Annotated in this window: 14 protein-coding genes; 1 reads left to right on the forward strand and 13 read right to left on the reverse strand. The window is 41.2% G+C overall.

What is annotated here, in order from left to right; genetic code table 11:
- Window positions 1–113: 113 nt before the first annotated feature.
- Complete coding sequence (locus Q0C76_RS00390; protein WP_295728180.1) at window positions 114–1,640, forward strand: glycoside hydrolase family 30 beta sandwich domain-containing protein; 1,527 nt, start codon at window positions 114–116, stop codon at window positions 1,638–1,640.
- Between the two features lie 178 nt (window positions 1,641–1,818).
- Here Q0C76_RS00390 and Q0C76_RS00395 read toward each other — a convergent pair whose 3' ends face one another.
- The 13 genes from Q0C76_RS00395 to smc all read right to left on the reverse strand — a co-directional run bounded on the left by Q0C76_RS00395 (window position 1,819) and on the right by smc (window position 18,137).
- The gene (locus Q0C76_RS00395) at window positions 1,819–3,171 is read right to left on the reverse strand and encodes an FAD-dependent oxidoreductase (protein ID WP_295728183.1); all 1,353 of its coding nucleotides are present in this window, start codon (window positions 3,169–3,171) and stop codon (window positions 1,819–1,821) included.
- 260 nt (window positions 3,172–3,431) lie between these two features.
- Complete coding sequence (gene rplS, locus Q0C76_RS00400; RefSeq protein WP_295728185.1) at window positions 3,432–3,794, reverse strand: 50S ribosomal protein L19; 363 nt, start codon at window positions 3,792–3,794, stop codon at window positions 3,432–3,434.
- A 126-nt stretch (window positions 3,795–3,920) separates the two neighbouring features.
- Window positions 3,921–5,357 carry an APC family permease gene (locus Q0C76_RS00405; protein ID WP_295728188.1) on the reverse strand — a complete coding sequence of 479 codons (1,437 nt, stop codon included), beginning with the start codon at window positions 5,355–5,357 and terminating at the stop codon, window positions 3,921–3,923.
- The gene (gene trmD / locus Q0C76_RS00410) at window positions 5,347–6,105 is read right to left on the reverse strand and encodes a tRNA (guanosine(37)-N1)-methyltransferase TrmD (protein ID WP_295728192.1); all 759 of its coding nucleotides are present in this window, start codon (window positions 6,103–6,105) and stop codon (window positions 5,347–5,349) included. Before trmD ends, Q0C76_RS00405 begins: the two co-directional genes overlap by 11 nt.
- Window positions 6,105–6,620, reverse strand: coding sequence for a ribosome maturation factor RimM (gene rimM / locus Q0C76_RS00415; RefSeq protein WP_295728197.1), 516 nt, complete (start codon window positions 6,618–6,620; stop codon window positions 6,105–6,107). Before rimM ends, trmD begins: the two co-directional genes overlap by 1 nt.
- A 60-nt stretch (window positions 6,621–6,680) precedes the next feature.
- Window positions 6,681–6,941, reverse strand: coding sequence for a KH domain-containing protein (locus Q0C76_RS00420; protein WP_295728198.1), 261 nt, complete (start codon window positions 6,939–6,941; stop codon window positions 6,681–6,683).
- Window positions 6,942–6,961: 20 nt separating this feature from the next.
- Window positions 6,962–7,237 carry a 30S ribosomal protein S16 gene (rpsP, locus tag Q0C76_RS00425; RefSeq protein WP_295728200.1) on the reverse strand — a complete coding sequence of 92 codons (276 nt, stop codon included), beginning with the start codon at window positions 7,235–7,237 and terminating at the stop codon, window positions 6,962–6,964.
- A gap of 89 nt (window positions 7,238–7,326) precedes the next feature.
- Window positions 7,327–10,638 carry a mucin-binding protein gene (locus tag Q0C76_RS00430; RefSeq protein ID WP_295728203.1) on the reverse strand — a complete coding sequence of 1,104 codons (3,312 nt, stop codon included), beginning with the start codon at window positions 10,636–10,638 and terminating at the stop codon, window positions 7,327–7,329.
- Between the two features lie 93 nt (window positions 10,639–10,731).
- Window positions 10,732–11,310, reverse strand: a complete 579-nt coding sequence (locus Q0C76_RS00435; protein ID WP_295728206.1) for a histidine phosphatase family protein — start codon at window positions 11,308–11,310, stop codon at window positions 10,732–10,734.
- A gap of 57 nt (window positions 11,311–11,367) precedes the next feature.
- Window positions 11,368–12,810, reverse strand: a complete 1,443-nt coding sequence (ffh, locus tag Q0C76_RS00440; protein WP_295728209.1) for a signal recognition particle protein — start codon at window positions 12,808–12,810, stop codon at window positions 11,368–11,370.
- Between the two features lie 13 nt (window positions 12,811–12,823).
- Window positions 12,824–13,165, reverse strand: coding sequence for a putative DNA-binding protein (locus tag Q0C76_RS00445; RefSeq protein WP_295728212.1), 342 nt, complete (start codon window positions 13,163–13,165; stop codon window positions 12,824–12,826).
- 30 nt (window positions 13,166–13,195) lie between these two features.
- Window positions 13,196–14,557 (reverse strand): signal recognition particle-docking protein FtsY, encoded by a 1,362-nt coding sequence (gene ftsY, locus Q0C76_RS00450; RefSeq protein ID WP_295728215.1) that lies wholly within the window; start codon window positions 14,555–14,557, stop codon window positions 13,196–13,198.
- Window position 14,558: 1 nt separating this feature from the next.
- Window positions 14,559–18,137 (reverse strand): chromosome segregation protein SMC, encoded by a 3,579-nt coding sequence (gene smc / locus Q0C76_RS00455; RefSeq protein WP_295728217.1) that lies wholly within the window; start codon window positions 18,135–18,137, stop codon window positions 14,559–14,561.
- Window positions 18,138–18,147 lie beyond the last annotated feature (10 nt).

The raw sequence follows: 18,147 nt of genomic DNA on the forward strand, positions 1-18,147 counted from the left end.
GAGGCTGAATTTATTTGGCTGATTTAACTTAATATAATAATCGCATGGTATTGATAGAAAGTTGGATCTGCCTTACAATGAAAACGCATTCAAAAATAGGAGGCCTTTAAAGAATGAACTATCAAAACGAATTTTGGACAATCACTTCTGGCGATTTGAAACAACGACGTGACAAAGTAGCGACACCAGAGTTTGTAGATCACACTACCAATGCAACAAAAATTGTTATCGATCCAAGTGATCTTAAACAGCAGTGGGTCGGTGCAGGGGCCGCAATCACTGACTCGGCAGCTACATTACTCTGGGATGATATGAGTGCTAAACAACGTGACCAGATTCTTCACGAATTATTTGACCCTGCCCAAGGTGGCTTCTCAATGGTCAGAGTACCGTTAGGTTCATGTGACTTTCAAAGCCAAGAATTTTACAGTTACGATGATATTCCAGCTGGTCAACATGATTTCGGCTTAGAACACTTTTCCATTGGTGAAGGGGAACCCGGTTCACCAAACGCAACGAAAGATCTCAAACATATCGTACCAGTCTTACAAGAAATTTTACGCATCAATCCTGGATTAAAAATTATTGCTTCTCCTTGGTCTGCACCAGCATGGATGAAGAGCAATGGCCGACTCGATCATGGTGGTCATCTTAAATTTGGCGAATTTTGTGGAATGGGTCTTAGTAAGGCTGACACTTATGATGCGGTCTACGCACGCTATTTTGTAAAATATATCGAAGCCTATCAGAAATATGGGATTCCGATTTATGCCGTTACAATTCAAAATGAACCAACCTTTGCTTCACCATGGCCAGCAATGATTTGGACATTGAAACAATTAGCTTCCTTTGGCTACCAGTACTTACGTCCTGCATTAGACCGGTCATTCCCACAAACAAAGCTTCTTTTCTTTGATGATAATTTCTTATCATTAACCCATCCGCTTCATGAAGACGTCACGCCGGCTGAGGCTTCAGCATTTGATGGCATGGCCCTCCACACATATGTTACAGGTCATCCACAAATGAATTACTTCTACTCCAGAGACTACAAATGGCCAGTCTTCTTAACAGAACGACGTTGTATGATGCGAGAAACAGTCGCTGATGCTGCTCACATTATGTTTGGAACAATTGGTAATTGGTTAATCCGTAATGGTGGTGCTGGCATCACGTTGTGGAATTTGGCGCTCGATGAACGCGGTTTACCAAACGCATCCGAATCTACTGGTCGTCGTGGTGTAATTACCATTGACCATCAAACGGGAAAAGTGCAACGGAATCTTGAATACTTTATGTTACGTAATTTTGGTCAAGATGTTGCCGCTGGCTCACATATTATCGGATCAAGTAATTATACTTACGATGGCGTTCATGGTGGACTGGGATCAGCTGCTTTCCTAGCACCAGATGGATCCCTCGCTGCACATATTTATAACCCAACTGACAAGCCGCTCAAAGCTGCTATTACAGTTAGCGGCAATGGCGCCCAATGGCAACAAGTAACCGTCCCTGCATATGGTGTTGTCACCCTTCACAAATCTAATCACAGCATGAACGAATCAACCGTTCCACAAGACGACCAATTCAAGTTGAATCCAACCCCCGAAAACATCGCTGGTCTGGAAAAGAATAATTAATCATCTTTTCTAGATTTAAATTTGGAATGATACAAATTATCAGCTTTGCAGTTGATTTTAAACTTTAAAACATTGTTTGCAATATAATACCAGTCTAGGAAATAAATAAGGCTCCTGAGTGAAAAACTCAAGAGCCTTATTTTATTGCATCGTTAAAAACGGTGAAAAATTTCTCCTATTATTTATCCTGGATCGGTTGCTTAAATAAGTCGTTAAAGGCTTCCGCCATCGTCGGATGAGTATAGATCATCTCTCGCAGCATTTCATATTGTAAATGTCCTTTCATTGCTAATGCAATTAGGTTGATTAGTTCATGTGATTCAGCTGCATAAATCGTTGCCCCTAAAATTTCATGGGATATCCGATCAACAACTGCCTTCAGCATCCCTCGCTGATCTTCTATGACCCGTGCCTTCGGAATTGAATTCGACTTTAATTGGAAGACCAGTACCTGTTTACCAGCTTGACGCGCTGATGCTTCAGTCATTCCAACACTCGATAGTGGTGGAGTAATAAATGTACTATGCGGTACAACTTGGCGATCCAAAGTCGTTCGCTGACCATTACCAAACAGTTGATCCTTCACGATACGAAAATCATCAAGTGAAATATAAGTAAACTGTGGTCCTCCATTAACGTCGCCCAAAGCCCAAACCTTATCAACAGTCGTCCGTAAATGGTCATCCACCTTAATTGCTCCATGATTGTCCAATTCAATTGACGTATTTTCTAGTCCTAATTGACCAGTATTTGGCTGGCGACCCGTGGCAACTAATAACAGATCAAAATGCTGATGTTGGGTTTGACCATCTTCTGCAAAACTAATCTCGACACCATCCGCATCAGTTACCACTTGGTTGACCTTTGTCTTTAATTTTACAGCAACACCATCAGTTGCTAAATCTTGGGCAACCATTTTTGCTACTTCTGGTTCCATTTGGGCTAGCAACTGATCATGATGGTCAAACACCGTCACTTTACTACCATAACTATTAAACATTTCTGCAAATTCTAAGCCAATGTGTCCACCACCCAAAATTGCCAACCGTTTTGGTAATTGTGATTGAGTCATTGCCTCTGTCGAGGTCACAATGCGGTCATTTAAAGTTAAACCAGGAATATTCGGGATTACTGGCTGTGCTCCAGTATTAATAAAAATTCGTTCACCTTCTACCAAAACTTCTCCACCACTGGTTAACTTCACATTAATTTGATGGTTTCCTGTAAATGAAGCGTGACCATCAAGCACAGTCACCGTGGGTTCGTCAGCCAGTAAATGATAGTTTTTATTCCGTAATTGAGCGGTCATCTCGCCACGACGCTGAATCGCTTCTGTGAATGAAATTCCGCGACGACCATTTAAAATTAAATTTTTCGACGGTAAGCAACCAATGTTGATACAAGTCCCTCCATACATCTGATTTGATTGCTCAATCACTAGCACTTCTTCATGCTGCCTTGCTAAAAACTTCGCTAGGGTTTTACCACCTTTACCAAATCCAACTACAATGTTTTTGTAATGCTTCTTCATACTATCGCCTCCTAAATCAACAATTATGCTTACTTTTTATAAGTAATATTTTACTATTAGTATACAGGAATCACTTTACTTTAGCAAAGAATTTATCTGCACGTAACCACCAATGCCAAAAAGAATTAATTAATAAGCTAAATAACTTTTAGATCAAAAATCCTCCTAGAGTAGTCCCACTGAAGCAAAAAAAGACCGTCCCATTAAAAATGAGACGGTCTTGATTATTTTGCTAAATCATTGTGTGCCAAGGTTTAAGACTACTTAACGTCGCGACGCTTTTCAGCAATCCGAGTAGCCTTACCAGTACGTGCACGTAAGTAGTATAACTTAGCACGACGTACACGACCATGACGAATAACATCGATCTTTTCAACACGTGGAGTGTGAAGAGGGAATGTCCGTTCAACACCAACACCATTACTAATCTTACGAACAGTGTAAGTAGCTGAAATACCAGCACCATGACGCTTAATAACAACACCTTCGAACATTTGAACACGTTCACGAGAGCCTTCAACAATTAAGGCGTGAACACGAACAGTATCTCCGGCACGAAAATCAGGAATATCATCCCGAAGTTGACTAGCAGTAATCTTTTCGATTAATTGATTTTGACGCATATCTTTTCTTTCCTTTCGCCGACATTCATTCTTTCCCTTGGGAACAGCGGAATACCGTTTATATGGCTAAACAGCCATAAAACAATATAACATACTTTGCATTCACTCTCAAGACTAAATTATGATTTATGGGTGGGTACGCGAGTTTAGCACTGAATGTCGTATTCCATAACTAAAATAAACTACTAAACCGATTGCAAACCAGCCGACCATCAACAATTTAGCATCCATGTTCAAATTCCAAAAAATAACTGCAGAAAATAATGCTGAAATGGCTGGTAAATAAGGATACCCAGGCATTTTAAACGATGCATCCGGTAAATCATTACCTTCACGTTTTCGAAGTGTATAAATTCCCAACGATACAAAGATAAACGCAACTAATGTTCCTGCGGATACCAAAGTTGCTAAGAACGTAAACGGAAAGACTGACCCTAAAATCATTGCCAGCACTGTAATTGTCCAAAGTGCATGATGAGGAACTTTTTTGTGATTAACAATCCCCAATGTCTTTGGTAATAATCCATCACGGCCAAATGCATAGATCAATCGCGAAGATGCTAAGAGGATTGCAATTAACGCTGAAAAAATTCCAATAATGGCCACTACAGACAATAAATTAGCCGTCAAATAGTGGCCAGCATGGCGCAACGCCCAGGCAGCAGGCTCAGCATTACCTTTATAGTTGGGATATCTAAACATTCCAACTAAAACGAGAGACACTGCAATGAAAAAGCCAGTGCCCAGAATCAGAGTGCCAATTAAGCCACGCGGCATGGTTTTTTGCGGATCCTTGGTCTCAGCAGTGTTTGCCGCAATTGCATCAAACCCCACATAAGCAATGAAAATTTGGGGAGCTCCAGCCATAATGCCAGTCCAGCCACCGAAAGCCGTTCCTGGTTGATGCGGTGGAATAAAAGGAACATAATTTTGCGGATGAATCGCTGTCGCTCCCGCAACTACGAACATGATAATGACAATTAATTTTATTGCCACGATGGTGTTTTCAATGCGGCTCACTTGATGAACTCCCCGTGACAACAATAAACCGACAATCAGAATTGCCAAAGCTGCCAAAATATCAATGTATGATCCCTGGTGGGGATTAAAGCCACCAGTTAACGCCATTGGTAGTTTTACACCAAAACTGGCTAGAAAACCTTGCATATATGCAGACCAACCGGAAGCCACAAACGCCACTGAAATAAAATATTCTGCAAGCAGTGCCCAGCCAGCAATCCAACCAAAGAATTCACCAAACAGGACATTCATCCATGAAAAAGCAGATCCAGCAAACGGTAATACTGATGCTGTTTCGGCATAGGCCAGTGCGGACAATCCGGCACCAACTGCGGCAACGATGAATGCTAGCGGAACTGCCGGACCTGTGTGATCAGCTGCTACAATCCCAGGCAAAGTAAAAATTGCCGTTCCAACCACCATACCTGTTCCAAGACCGATCAAATCTAAAGTGGTTAAAGTTGGATCTAAACTACCATCCTTTAACTGATAAACGGCAGGATCTTCTTTTTGTAATAGACGTTGAATTAATTTATTCTTCATCGTCACTCTCCTGATCCAGTTTTAAATCCTGTAGCATAATTTCCTGTTCACGTGTCAGGTGAGCATTCTTTAATAGGTCAGGACGCCGCAAAAGAGTGCGACGCAGTGATTCACGCATTCGCCATTCCTTAATCTTTTGGTGATTGCCGCTAGTGAGGACTTCCGGGACCTTCATCCCGCGAAAGTCCGCTGGTCGTGTATATTGAGGATATTCAAGTAGTCCATTGGAAAACGAATCGCCCATTGGCGAGGCTTGGTTACCCAAAACTCCCGGAACAAACCGGACTGTAGCATCAATCATTACCATTGCAGCTAATTCACCACCGGTTAACACGTAATCTCCTAAAGATGCCTCATCAGTTACTAAATGCCGAATTCGTTCATCATATCCTTCATAATGACCACAAATAAACGTTAAATGCTCCTCCTGAGCGAGTTCTTGGGCATATCGTTGGTCAAAACGCCGACCAGCCGGATCCATCAGAATCACCCGTCCTTTTGGATACTGTCCAGTAACTTCACGATCAATTGCTGCCATTGCATCAAAAATTGGCTGAGCCTGGAGTAGCATCCCTGCACCACCGCCAAATGGCGCATCATCAACGTGACGGTGTTTATCAGTTGTGTACTGGCGAAAGTCCGTCACGTTAATATCTAAAAAGCCATCATCTTGAGCTCGTCCCACAATTGATTCGCCCATGGTTGCCTGAAACATATCAGGAAAGAGACTTAAAATATCAATGCGCATTATTCCAGCCCCTCCAATAATTTGACCGTGACCATCTGCTGATCTAAGTCAACCTTTTTGATGACATCTTTGATTACTGGTAATAATAAATCGCGTTGGTTAGTTCGTTGAACCACCCAAACGTCATTCGCCCCTGGCGACATAATCTCCTTAATTTTTCCTAAATGACGACCATCGACAGTGACAACATCTAAGCCAATAATCTGGTGATAGTAATACTGACCATCTTCCAACTGTGCTTGTTGCTCTTCAGAAACCGAAATAAAACAATTGCGAAACTTTTCCGCTTCATCAATATTATCCAAATTCTCAAACTTTACTAATTCTGTTCCCTTGTGGTGCCGTGCACTAGCAACCGTTACCGGTAAATATTGATCATTTTTTTCAATTACTAACCGGGATCCGACCCCAAATCGTTCATCCACAAAATCGGTAATCGGAACAACTTTAACCTCGCCACGAATACCATGAGTATTGACTATTTTACCGACATGATAATAATTTGGATTTGGCATGTCTCCAATCTCCTTTACTTTAATTACGAAAAAAGACCGGGATTTTATTCCCAGTCTTTTTTAATGGCGGTGATCATTAATGACTAACCGAATTTTCTTAGCGTTGACGTGTTTATTCCGCGATCCCTCGACCACAGTGCGTAACGCACTTGCCACATGCCCCTGACGACCAATTATTCGGCCAACATCAGCCTGAGCAACGTCTAGTACGTATTCGTGATAACGGTCTGTATCACGTTCAGTCACAGTAATGGCACTGGGCTCGTTTACTAGCGGCTGAACCAATGTCACAATCAACTTTGAAAAATCAATCTTTATCATGCATTATGACCTCAAAACCACTACTTCTTAGCGTACTTTGCTTCGTGGTACTTCTTCATAACGCCAGCTTTTTGAAGCATGTTACGAACAGTATCAGAAGGTTGTGCACCCTTTTGTAACCAATCCATAACGGCGTCTTCATCAAACTTAACTTCCTTTGGAGTGGTAAGTGGGTTGTAAGTACCAAGACTAGTGATGAAACGACCATCACGTGGTGCACGTGAATCAGCTACGACGATCCGATAGAATGGACGTCTCTTTGAACCCATACGCTTTAAACGAATCTTTACAGACATTAATGACACCTCCCTCAGCTTTTTTCTAACAGCTAATAATATACCAACTTTCATGAAGAATGTAAAGTATTTTTTCTTGACAGGCTAAATTATTTTTTCTTCGGGGAAATTAGTAAGCCGAATGATGATGCCATTGCTAATAATCCGAGGCTAATTAGACCTGCCCCGCTTTGTCCAGTTTGCGGTAATTTAATCTGACGATGGGGTTTATTCCCTACAGTAACATGTAGTTTCGGCGCAGAAAGATTGCTATGATTTAACATTTGAATTTGATTACCATTTGGACGGACACCGGTCTGCTGATTAACATGCTCATGGTCTTCAGGTTTAGCATCATGGGAAGCTGGTGTCTGCTGATGATTTTGAGAACCAATTGAATAATAAACCGTTGCTTCAATATCATTTGAATCATGGTTAACCATTTGTTCAGGAATCGTCAGTTGATCAGCATGATAGCCATTAATTTTTGGTGATGGAACCGCCATCATCGTTGAGTGACTCGGCAACCAACCATTCCATAAAATACCACCAGTTACTCGATCTTGAACCCCTGTCCGTTGAAATTCAACATACTGTTTATAATCATCGCTTGCCGACTTGCCGATATAAGGGCCATTTGCATAAACGTAGTGAATGGTCTCGGTAACTTTTTTGGCGTCTTTTACCGGTGTAGTTTGATGTTTCAAATAGACATAGATATCCTGATGTTTCTTTGTAAAACGACCACCCTTCGCCCGGGGATCCATTGGAGATGCTAATTCATAATGATGTGCACCAAAGTCCCAAGGGGTTTTAACTGTGTATGCATCATCAACTGATCCTTTGATGATTGGTCCCTGATGAACCTGAACCCCGTCATTTGGTTCAAAAGTCGTCTGCGCAGGATTCTTTTTAAGTTCAGCATCAACGTCCTGATAGTGAATAGTGACGGCACTCGTTTGTGGAGCAACAGGGGTCACAGGAACAGTCTCAGGTGCAAGATAAATGGTCACTAACTGGTCCACATTGGTATCACTATCGAACCGGTTTGGTAATCGATCAGTCTTATGAAGAGCTCTTGAATGATTGTCAGCACTGACAAGTTGATACGACTGATGTGTCTTGAGATCTGTATATGAATGATATTGTTTTAGTAAACCTGACCATTGCTGACTTGTTGATTCACCAATCTGCCCACCACTCTTACCTGTGGCCAGCCTTTGAGCTGGAACTACAGTGCGTACAATTTGACCTTGCGTGTTTTCCAATACTACCTGGTACAACAAATGCTGTTCTTGTGCTCGATAAATTACGTTAACCACTAAGGCATTGCTCTTGGCATCATAATTGGGCTGTCGCGTATAGTCATTGTTTAATTCAGGATGACCATAAGTATAGTAGGATTGATATCCCGCTTGAGTAATCAGCTTCTCACCATGTTCAGCATAGGCTAAGTAGCCATTAATTGATGGAACATCCACATTATAGAACTGACCTTCTTCAAAGTGTTGTTCTTCCGGTGACGTGCCATTATACCAAGTTTTACCATTATCCGAACTATTAAACAATACTTCACGAACCGTGTCCGGAGCAGCTTTGTGACCACCAACATGATCATACCAATAATGGATAATCTGTTTAGTAACTCCCTTTTGAAAAGTTGGTCGACTGCCAACTGCAATGCCATAATTCACTGGAGCATTGAAAATTAATTGCGGGTTTTTCATGAAGAAGTAGCCGGCTTGACCATCACTACCGACATTTTTCAAATGAATTGTTTGACCATTATGACCAGCAATTTGTAATTTCCAAGGATGGTCCTCCAGATCATGGATTAATCCACTATCAACAAGCACACCACTAACGTGCTGGAGGTGCGGGTACTTTTTAGTAATTCCATTGGGGTCATCGGACTGATAGTCAGTGATGCCAGAATCTGCCGGAGGCAATAAGTCTAGCGGATTCTTTGGCTGCCAGCTTAATAATGTAATTGTCGATGGATATGAATGTGATCCATTAGTATCGTGACGAAAGCCAAGATACTCGCCATCAATTTTGACATGGTAGGTCTTTATATTGCCATTTTGCGTACTCGTCACGGCTACTTTTGGCTTGGTGATAACCGTTTCACGACTAATCGAAATGTTTCGATCATTGTTGAGTTGATCCGCTGAATACGTATGACTGGAACCAACAATAGTTCGATCCAGATCCTTTTTCACTTGATCATCATCCGCAAAATAATAGGTCACATTATCTGTATCGGTTGGTTTAGTAACCACTAGATCAAATTCATTTCCAACTTGATGAGTGAGACTAACACCTTCACTCTGTACTGGGTCATTTAATGAGTTATAGCCCAAGACCCATTGACCATCACTGCCCTTAGTACCTCGTTGATACCACCAATGCGCAGCGGTTCGTGTTGAGGTATTCGCCCCGAATTCGTCATCAGTATTGAGTACCGCTGCCTGATCATTATGAACAACCCGAATAGTTAAGCCGCTTGTCGCAATAGCATTGCCAATTTTGATATCATTCTGGGGCGTATAACTATTAATGGACGCATCAGAGGAATACAATGTAAAACTCGGTGCGTTTGTAGGCGCCTTATTACCATCTTCATTTTCAAAGGCATTGTACCAATTTAGTGCATTAATTTTCGTTGAAACTGCACCATATTTATTAATGTCACTGACAAAAATCAACCGGTAATAACCATTAGTGGCGCCCAATTGTTTAACCGCATCAACGTTCTTTTTTTGAACAGCAGTCCACTCAGGAAGGCCTGATTGCTCACCAGCATTATCTTGTGACCCAGCATATGCGTTATCGGCATTCACCGGTACAATATAACCAATCAAATGTCCTTGCTGAGACCACACTTCCACTGGCGTTGATTGGTTAACAATTCGTCCATAGCTTAGCCGTTCCGTCTGCCCAGTTGCAGTCACAGTATATGGTAACCCCATTTGAATATCAACATAGTCACCGGCTTTCAATTTTTGTACTTGATCAGCTGAAAGGCTAAAATCAAAGCTCAAGTGAGTTGAACCAGCCGTGGGCACACCACTTGTATCGGGCTGACCTGTTATTTTATTAACCTGCACATTGGAAATATTTTGATTAGTTAAAATCGAATTAACATTTGAAGTGGCCACCGGAACAGTTGACTGATTGGCTGAACTATTTGTCTGAGACAACTTTACAACATCATTCGTTACTTTCTGACTTACTACCTGTGTTTGTTCCTGACTAACATTAGTTTCAGGTCCAGTAGTCGATGCCATTGCGGTTACTTGTGAAATTCCTGCATACACAGCAGTAGATAACAAGACAGAAGTTACCCCACTTTTTAACTTTCGTAATCCATAATGGGGAATTTGTTGATCTAAAACTTTTCGAGGATGATTAATATTCATCTTTATCGCTTCCATTGAAAATTAATTTAAGTACTTGATAAATCTATCGTTATTTATTCTATCATAATTTACCATTTTTATAATAATTGATTGTTAACCACTATAAACTTTTAAAACTGGTCGATTTTGGTGAAATGAAATCTGACTAAAGCTCGCATTAGCTGGTTCAGCAATTCTTTCGGGAAATTGGATCCCCAATAAAAAAGCCATCCATAATTTAATGGTCATGCCATGTGAAACAATTAAGATGTTTCCGGAACATTCAGTTGGCAGTGATTGCATAAATGACGTTAATCGTTGTTTAGTTGCTGAATAAGATTCTCCACCCGAAATTTGCCAAGTATCTTGAAAATGCCCCTCTTGAAACACCATCGGATAATCTTGGAACAGTTGCTCAATCCGCTGTCCATCCCACTTACCATAATCGAATTCAACTAACCGTGGATCAAAAGTCACATTAATCGAAGTCCCAGCAATAATGGCTGCCGTCTCACTTGCACGACGGAGAGGACTTGTAAAGACTTGCTCAAAATGAATTCCTGCTAACCGTTCTTTAGTGGCGACTGCCTGTTGACGTCCTTTTTCCGTCAATGGTGTATCAACCTTGGATCCTTGTAAGATATGAGCAGCATTCGCTTCACTTTGACCATGACGAACTAAATATAACTCCATTTTTCATCCCTCGAATAAAAGGCCTGTTAACAATGAAATTAACAGGCTCTTAATTAATTATTTATGACGCAATTTACGGAGCTTCTTCATCCGCTTTAATTTATCTTTTTTCATCTTACGCGCCATTCGATTCATTGCCATCTGTCCCATTTTACCGCCAGGCATTTGGCCTCCCATCATATTTTGCATACCAGAAAAGTTACCGTTGGTGACTTGCTTCATCATCTTGCGCATTTGACCAAATTGTTTAATCATTCGATTAACTTCAACAATTGGTCGACCAGCTCCTGCTGCTAACCGCCGCCGTCGACTTGGATTCATCAAATCTGGATTTTCTCGTTCTGCTGGGGTCATTGATTGAATAATGGCCTTAATATGCAAAAATTGTTTAGGATCAATGTTAAGATTCTTTAAAGCCGGATTGTTAGCCATTCCTGGCATCATTTTTAGGATGTTTTCCAGAGGTCCCATATTGCTAATTTGATCCAGCTGTGCAAGAAAATCATTGTAATCAAATTCATTGGCCCGCATTTTTTCCATCGTTTCTTGGGCCTGTTCTTCATCAAAATTCTTTTGGGCCTTTTCAATTAGGGTCATCATGTCCCCCATACCCAAAATTCGTGATGCCATTCGGTCAGGATGGAAAACATCCAAATTTTCCATCTTTTCCCCTTCACCAACAAACTTAATTGGCTTCCCGGTTACGGCCCGAATTGACATTGCGGCCCCGCCACGGGTGTCACCATCTAACTTGGTTAAGACAACCCCGGTCACGTTCAGTTTGTCATCGAAACCTTGGGCAGTTGCAACTGCATTTTGCCCTGTCATTGCATCGACGACTAATAATATTTCGTCTGGGTGAGCTAACTCTTTGATATTTGCCAACTCATCCATCAATTGTTCATCAATTTGCAACCGACCAGCGGTATCAATGATCACGTAATCATTATGATTCTTTTCTGCTTCTGCCAACCCTTCACGAACGATTTCAACAGGGTTAACATCAGTACCCCTTTCAAAGACTGGTACATCAATTGATGCTGCAACTTGCTGTAATTGCGTAATCGCTGCTGGTCGATACACATCGGCAGCAATAAACAGCGGACGCGCTTTATCTTCATTTTTCAGACGATAAGCCAATTTACCAGCTGTCGTCGTTTTACCAGCCCCCTGCAGTCCAACCATCATAATCACGGTTGGGATATGAGGTGATTTATTTAAAGCGACCGCCTCATTCCCCATTAATGCAGTTAATTCGTCATTAACAATTTTGACAATTTGTTGAGCAGGATTCAGGCCCTTCAGAACTTCCGCACCAGCTGCCTTTTCCCGTACTTTTTTGACAAAATCTTTCACAACCGTGAAATTAACATCCGCTTCAAGAAGCGCAAGGCGGATTTCCCGCATCGTTTCTCGCAAATCAGCTTCCGTCACTTTTGGTTTCCGACGCAATTTTTCCATTGCTTTTTGCAGCCGATCCGTTAATCCTTCAAATGCCATTTGTCATCCCTCTTTATTCTTCTTCTAAATTTTCTAAATGCGTCACCAAATGATTCAGTTCTTGGTCATCTGGATAATGTTGGTAAACATATTGCTGAATGCGTTCTGCTTGCTGATTACGTCGCGTAAATTCGGTGTACAGATGCAATTTATTTTCATATCCTTCAAGCGCTTTTTCTGTGCGTTTAATATTATCATAAACTGCCTGTCTAGAAACGGAAAATTCCTCAGCAATTTCACCCAACGAGTAGTCATCCGCATAGTATAACTGCATATAATCATATTGCTTTTGAGTTAACAGTGGGGAATAAAATTCAAAGAGATCGTTAATCCGTTCGTTTTTTTCAAGTTCCACTTTTTCACCTCATTCAATGAGCAGCTTCAATTAATTGTTATTCGTAACCAAGCCCTTAAATAAGCCGTAAACAAACTCACTGGCGTCAAATTCTTGTAAGTCGGCTACTTTTTCACCTAAGCCAACAAACTTCACTGGCAAATGAAGTTCATTGCGAATTGCTAAAACAATTCCTCCACGAGCTGTCCCGTCTAATTTGGTCAATACAATTCCAGTAACATCCGTACTCTCTTTAAATAGTTTGGCTTGATTAAGCGCATTTTGACCAGTTGTTGCATCCAAAACCAGCAGGACTTCATGTGGGGCCTCAGGAATTTCACGGGTTAAAATTCGTTTCATTTTAGCTAGTTCATTCATCAGGTTAACTTTATTTTGTAAACGACCAGCAGTATCGACAAAGAGGACATCATACCCTTCATCCTTGGCTTTTTTGACACCATCAAAGACGACCGCCGCCGGATCACCATTTTCTGGTCCCGTTACAATATCAACACCATCACGTTTAGCCCAAACATCCAGTTGTTCAGTGGCCCCAGCACGGAAAGTATCAGCTGCTGCTAGCAAAACTTTTTTGCCTTCATTCTTAAAACGTGCAGCCATTTTACCAATTGTGGTTGTTTTTCCCGCACCATTGACACCAACGAACATGATCACAGTCGGACCAGACTGTGCAAAGTTAATTCCCACCTGCTCGTTTTTTCCGGCTTCATCGTACAATTCAACCATTTTCTGAATAATCACGTTCGAAACATCTTGCTTAGATTTTGCGTTTTGTAATTTAACTTCTTCGCGAAGTGAATCACTAAGTTTCATTGCCATATCATAGCCCACATCAGATTCAATTAGCAGATCCTCGAGGTCTTCAAAAAAGTCTTCATCAACATGGCGGAAATTAGCTAAAAATTTATTCAAACGAGCACCAAACCCATTCCGCGATTTTTCTAAACCAGTATCATACTTTTCTTCACTGGTTTCTTTATCATCATTGACCTGATCTCGGACCGTTGTTGCAGAATTTTCAGTAGTAAGTTTTTGATCCGCTGCTTGTTCATCAGTTTCTTTTTCAGAAACTTCAGATAATGACTCATGAAAAAGCGGGGCATCATTAATTTCTTCAGTAGTTGTTACTGATGTATTACTTTTCTGGTCTTCCACCGGTGCCTTTGAATCTTCAGTAGTAAGCTTGCGATCAACTGAGGTTCCTTGGTGATTCTCATCAGAAGCTACCGTTTCTATAGGTTGTTGACCCGCTTTTGGTTCTGAAATAAGGGTCTTTTGGGCAGCTTCGTGATCTGGTTTGGCTTCTGTAGATTGTTCTACATTTTGAGCTGGTCCGTTTGCTTTCTGGTCATCTTGATGATGCTTCCGCCGAAAAATATCAAATAATCCCATTTTAATTTACCTCGTCATTCATCTTACTATTACCTAACGTCTTGTTAACGTCTACTGATACCACTTCAGATATTCCTGACTCTTGCATTGTCACACCATACAAGACATCTGCATTCCGCATCGTCCCTTTCCGGTGAGTAATTACAATAAATTGTGGTCCTGAATTGCCAAAACGTTCTAAATAGTTAGCAAAGCGGTCGACGTTGACATCGTCTAACGCTGCCTCTGGTTCGTCTAGAATAGCAAATGGAACAGGACGCACTTTTAAAATTGCAAATAAAAGTGCAATGGCCGTCAGTGCCTTTTCACCACCAGATAACAAACTTAATTGTTGATTCTTTTTACCAGGTGGTTGTGCCATAATATCAACGCCAGTTTCCAAAAGATCGTCAGGATCTGTCAATATCAGTTTTGCTTGCCCACCATTGAAAATTTGTTGAAAGGTTTTGGTGAACGATTTTGATACTTGGTTAAAAGTTTGGATAAACCGTTGCTTCACTTGGTCATCCATTTTATTCATTGTACTTTCCAACTGCGCCTTGGCTGCTAGTAAATCTTCTTTTTGTCCATTTAAGAACTGATACCGATGTGCAACCTCTTTGTACTCATCAATCGAGCCTAGATTGACATGCCCTAGTTCAGCTAATCCGCGCTTTAAAAGTTTAATTTGTCGCTGGAGTTCTTCATTAGAAATTTCCGCTTGGTTTTGTTGAGCCTCGTTGAGCGTCATACTATATTGCTCACTCAATTTATTCAGACCTTGATCAATCTCAGCTTCTAAATGTCCCTTTTGATCATTCAATCCAGACACATCATCGAGGACCGCGCGGGTTAACTCTTGTAATCGTTCATTTTCTGCAGTTGCTTGATCAATCTGTCCTTCAAGCGTTGTTTGCTGATGACTGCATTCACTAACGATTTGCCGGGCATTCGATAGAACACCGTTAGCTTTCTCCAATGCCGCTTCTTGGTTACGATCATTATTCTCATCATCATTTGATCCGTCTGCAAGCTCTCTGATTTGTTGTTCAATTTCTCTTACTTGCTGTTGAAGTTCGATTTGTTGATGACTAAATTCATCATGACGATTAACAAATTGCCGTTGTCGTTCTTCATCAACTGCCAGTTGCTGTTCTAATTGATGAATAACCTGATTCTGACTAGAAGCATTCGACTCAAGCTTCGTAATTTGTTTTTTGATCGATTGGACTTGCTCCTTGGCATCAGCTAATTGCTGATTAAGGTTTACCGTTTGAATTTCATTAGTCTTCAATTGCTTTGCAAAAGAGGTTTGTTGATCATTTTGCTGATTACTCTGAAACTTAAATGCCTGGGCCCGACGTTGAAGTTCCTTCAAACGGTCTTGTGTAACTTTCATTGCAGTTTGTGTCTGCTCCATTGTCTGTCGCTTTGTTTCAAACTGCGTCTGCAACTCCTGAATCATCTGCTGATTAGCTTGACGAGCATTTACCAGCTTTTGCACCTGATCTTCCAATGCCGTAGCCGTTGTTTGCTCCTGTGCAGCATTTTGCTTCAGATGAGTAAGTTGCTGTTTCTGACTTAACAACCCTTGCCTTTGATGACGATTAGCACCACCCGTCATCGCTCCACTCGCGTTAATTAGTTGCCCATCTAGGGTCACCACGCGAAGCTGATGTCTTCCCGCACGACTAATTGTCGTCGCGTGATCCAGATTATCAACGACCACTGTCGTGGACAGAAGATGTTCAACCACCTTACTAAACCGAGCGGGGTATTGGATTAATTCAATGGCTGGTCCAATCAATCCGGGGAGCTGTTTAATTGCCGTTAATGTCGCGGGTGTCCAGCCAGGTCGAATCGTATCTAATGGCAAAATTGTTACCCGACCGCCACGCTGACGGACCAAATAATTGATAATCTGCTTACCAGTATTTTGATTATCAACTACCAACTGTTGCAGTTGACTTCCAAGGACTGTTTCAATGGCCGTTGTATATTGCGCTGGTACTTTAATTAGTTCACTAACCGATCCTGATAATCCAGGAAATTGCTGTCGCGCCTTTAATACTGTTTGAACACCCGCATAATAACCGGTGTAATCCGCCAACATCGCCTGATAGTTTTTAACCTGTTGCTCAGCAGAACGCGCAACCCCCAAAGACTGATACCACTTTCTTTGGGTTTGTTCATATTGTTCCTGCAATTTCTGTCGATGCTGATTGGCAGTGTTGAGCTCTTGCTTAACCTTTAAAAATGCATCTTTAGATGCCCTTTGCGAGCTTTGATAATCATCCAACTTTTGACGAACTACCGTCAATTGTTGCTGGTTTTCAACTAAATTTTGTTGATCTTGTTTAACAACATTTAAGTGACGTTCATGATTCTGTTTAAGGTAGACCCGTTCATTATGCAACGTGGTTTGCTGTTGCATTAAATCAACCTGTTCTTCCTGCAGCTGTTCTAATTGGTGCTGTAATTTTTTTACATGTTCTGCTGCACTAAGGGATTGTAAATCTTTTAGTTCTTTTTTCCCCGTAAGAATTTTTGCTTTTAACTTAGCAACTTCTTGTTCATTCTGCTCTAACTGTGCCTGCAAGTTCACCTGTTGCTCATTAACTTGCTGTTTTTGCGTTTGAAGTCGTTGCTGGTCCTTTTCACGTTGTTCTTGACGAATTGATGATAAGGATTGTTGATTCTTCAGTTTGGCAATTTCTTCGACTTTAGCAGTCACCAGATTTTGTGCCTGATCCTTCTTTTGTAGAACTTGGCGACGAGATGCTTGCAACTTTTGCAACGTGGCTTTTGACTGCTGAACTTGGCGATCATACTGGGCACTAAGCTGGTTAGCATTTGTTAATTGCTGCCGAATCGCAGCCAGTTGTTCCTGATCATTAAGCACTTGTCGAACTGTTCTGGTTCGATCAAACTGATCTAATTTTTGTTTTTGTTCCAAATAATCTTGCGCAAGCGAACTCTCTTCCTTAAGCGGATCTAACCGTCGTTCTAGTTCAACCACGATATCATTAACCCGGTCAAGACGTTCACCCGTTTCTTGAAGCTTTTTTTCAGCGGTAATCTTATTTTGCTTATACTTAGCAACCCCTGCAACAGTTTCAATAATCCGTCGCCGATCACTTGACTGACCATTAAAAACCTCCGCAACACGACCTTGAGAAATAATTGAAAACGATTCGCGACCAATTCCCGAATCGATAAATAAATCAACAATATCTTTCAAGCGTACTCGTCGATCGTTAATGAGGTACTCACTATCACCGTTACGATAGAGTTTTCTAGTCACCGTTATCTCAGAATATTCGCTTTGTAAGTAATGGTCACTATTATCCAACGTCATTTTAACAACCGCTCGATTAAGTGGGTGATGGTCTTTCGATCCATTAAAGATGACATCAACCATCTTGCCACCACGTAAGTTTTTGGCAGATTGCTCACCCATTACCCACCGAATAGCCTCAATGACGTTACTTTTCCCACTACCGTTAGGTCCGATAATTCCAGTCATCCCCGACTGAAATTTAATCGTGGTTTTATGTGCAAAAGACTTAAAACCATCAATTTCCATTGATACAAGTTGCATTAAACGTTCA

It is taken from the genome of uncultured Limosilactobacillus sp. (assembly GCF_934202705.1).
In the GTDB taxonomy this organism is placed as follows: Bacteria; Bacillota; Bacilli; order Lactobacillales; family Lactobacillaceae; genus Limosilactobacillus.

Excerpts from the sequence above, each read along its gene's own strand:
- smc (WP_295728217.1), bottom strand. The coding sequence starts at position 18,137 with ATGCAACTTGTATCAATGGAAATTGATGGTTTTAAGTCTTTTGCACAT.
- rpsP (WP_295728200.1), bottom strand. The coding sequence starts at position 7,237 with ATGTCTGTAAAGATTCGTTTAAAGCGTATGGGTTCAAAGAGACGTCCA.
- trmD (WP_295728192.1), bottom strand. The coding sequence starts at position 6,105 with ATGCGCATTGATATTTTAAGTCTCTTTCCTGATATGTTTCAGGCAACC.
- Q0C76_RS00395 (WP_295728183.1), bottom strand. The coding sequence starts at position 3,171 with ATGAAGAAGCATTACAAAAACATTGTAGTTGGATTTGGTAAAGGTGGT.
- ftsY (WP_295728215.1), bottom strand. The coding sequence starts at position 14,557 with ATGGGATTATTTGATATTTTTCGGCGGAAGCATCATCAAGATGACCAG.
- Q0C76_RS00405 (WP_295728188.1), bottom strand. The coding sequence starts at position 5,357 with ATGAAGAATAAATTAATTCAACGTCTATTACAAAAAGAAGATCCTGCC.
- rimM (WP_295728197.1), bottom strand. The coding sequence starts at position 6,620 with ATGCCAAATCCAAATTATTATCATGTCGGTAAAATAGTCAATACTCAT.
- ffh (WP_295728209.1), bottom strand. The coding sequence starts at position 12,810 with ATGGCATTTGAAGGATTAACGGATCGGCTGCAAAAAGCAATGGAAAAA.
- Q0C76_RS00420 (WP_295728198.1), bottom strand. The coding sequence starts at position 6,941 with ATGATAAAGATTGATTTTTCAAAGTTGATTGTGACATTGGTTCAGCCG.
- Q0C76_RS00390 (WP_295728180.1), top strand. The coding sequence starts at position 114 with ATGAACTATCAAAACGAATTTTGGACAATCACTTCTGGCGATTTGAAA.
- Q0C76_RS00435 (WP_295728206.1), bottom strand. The coding sequence starts at position 11,310 with ATGGAGTTATATTTAGTTCGTCATGGTCAAAGTGAAGCGAATGCTGCT.
- Q0C76_RS00430 (WP_295728203.1), bottom strand. The coding sequence starts at position 10,638 with ATGAATATTAATCATCCTCGAAAAGTTTTAGATCAACAAATTCCCCAT.
- rplS (WP_295728185.1), bottom strand. The coding sequence starts at position 3,794 with ATGCGTCAAAATCAATTAATCGAAAAGATTACTGCTAGTCAACTTCGG.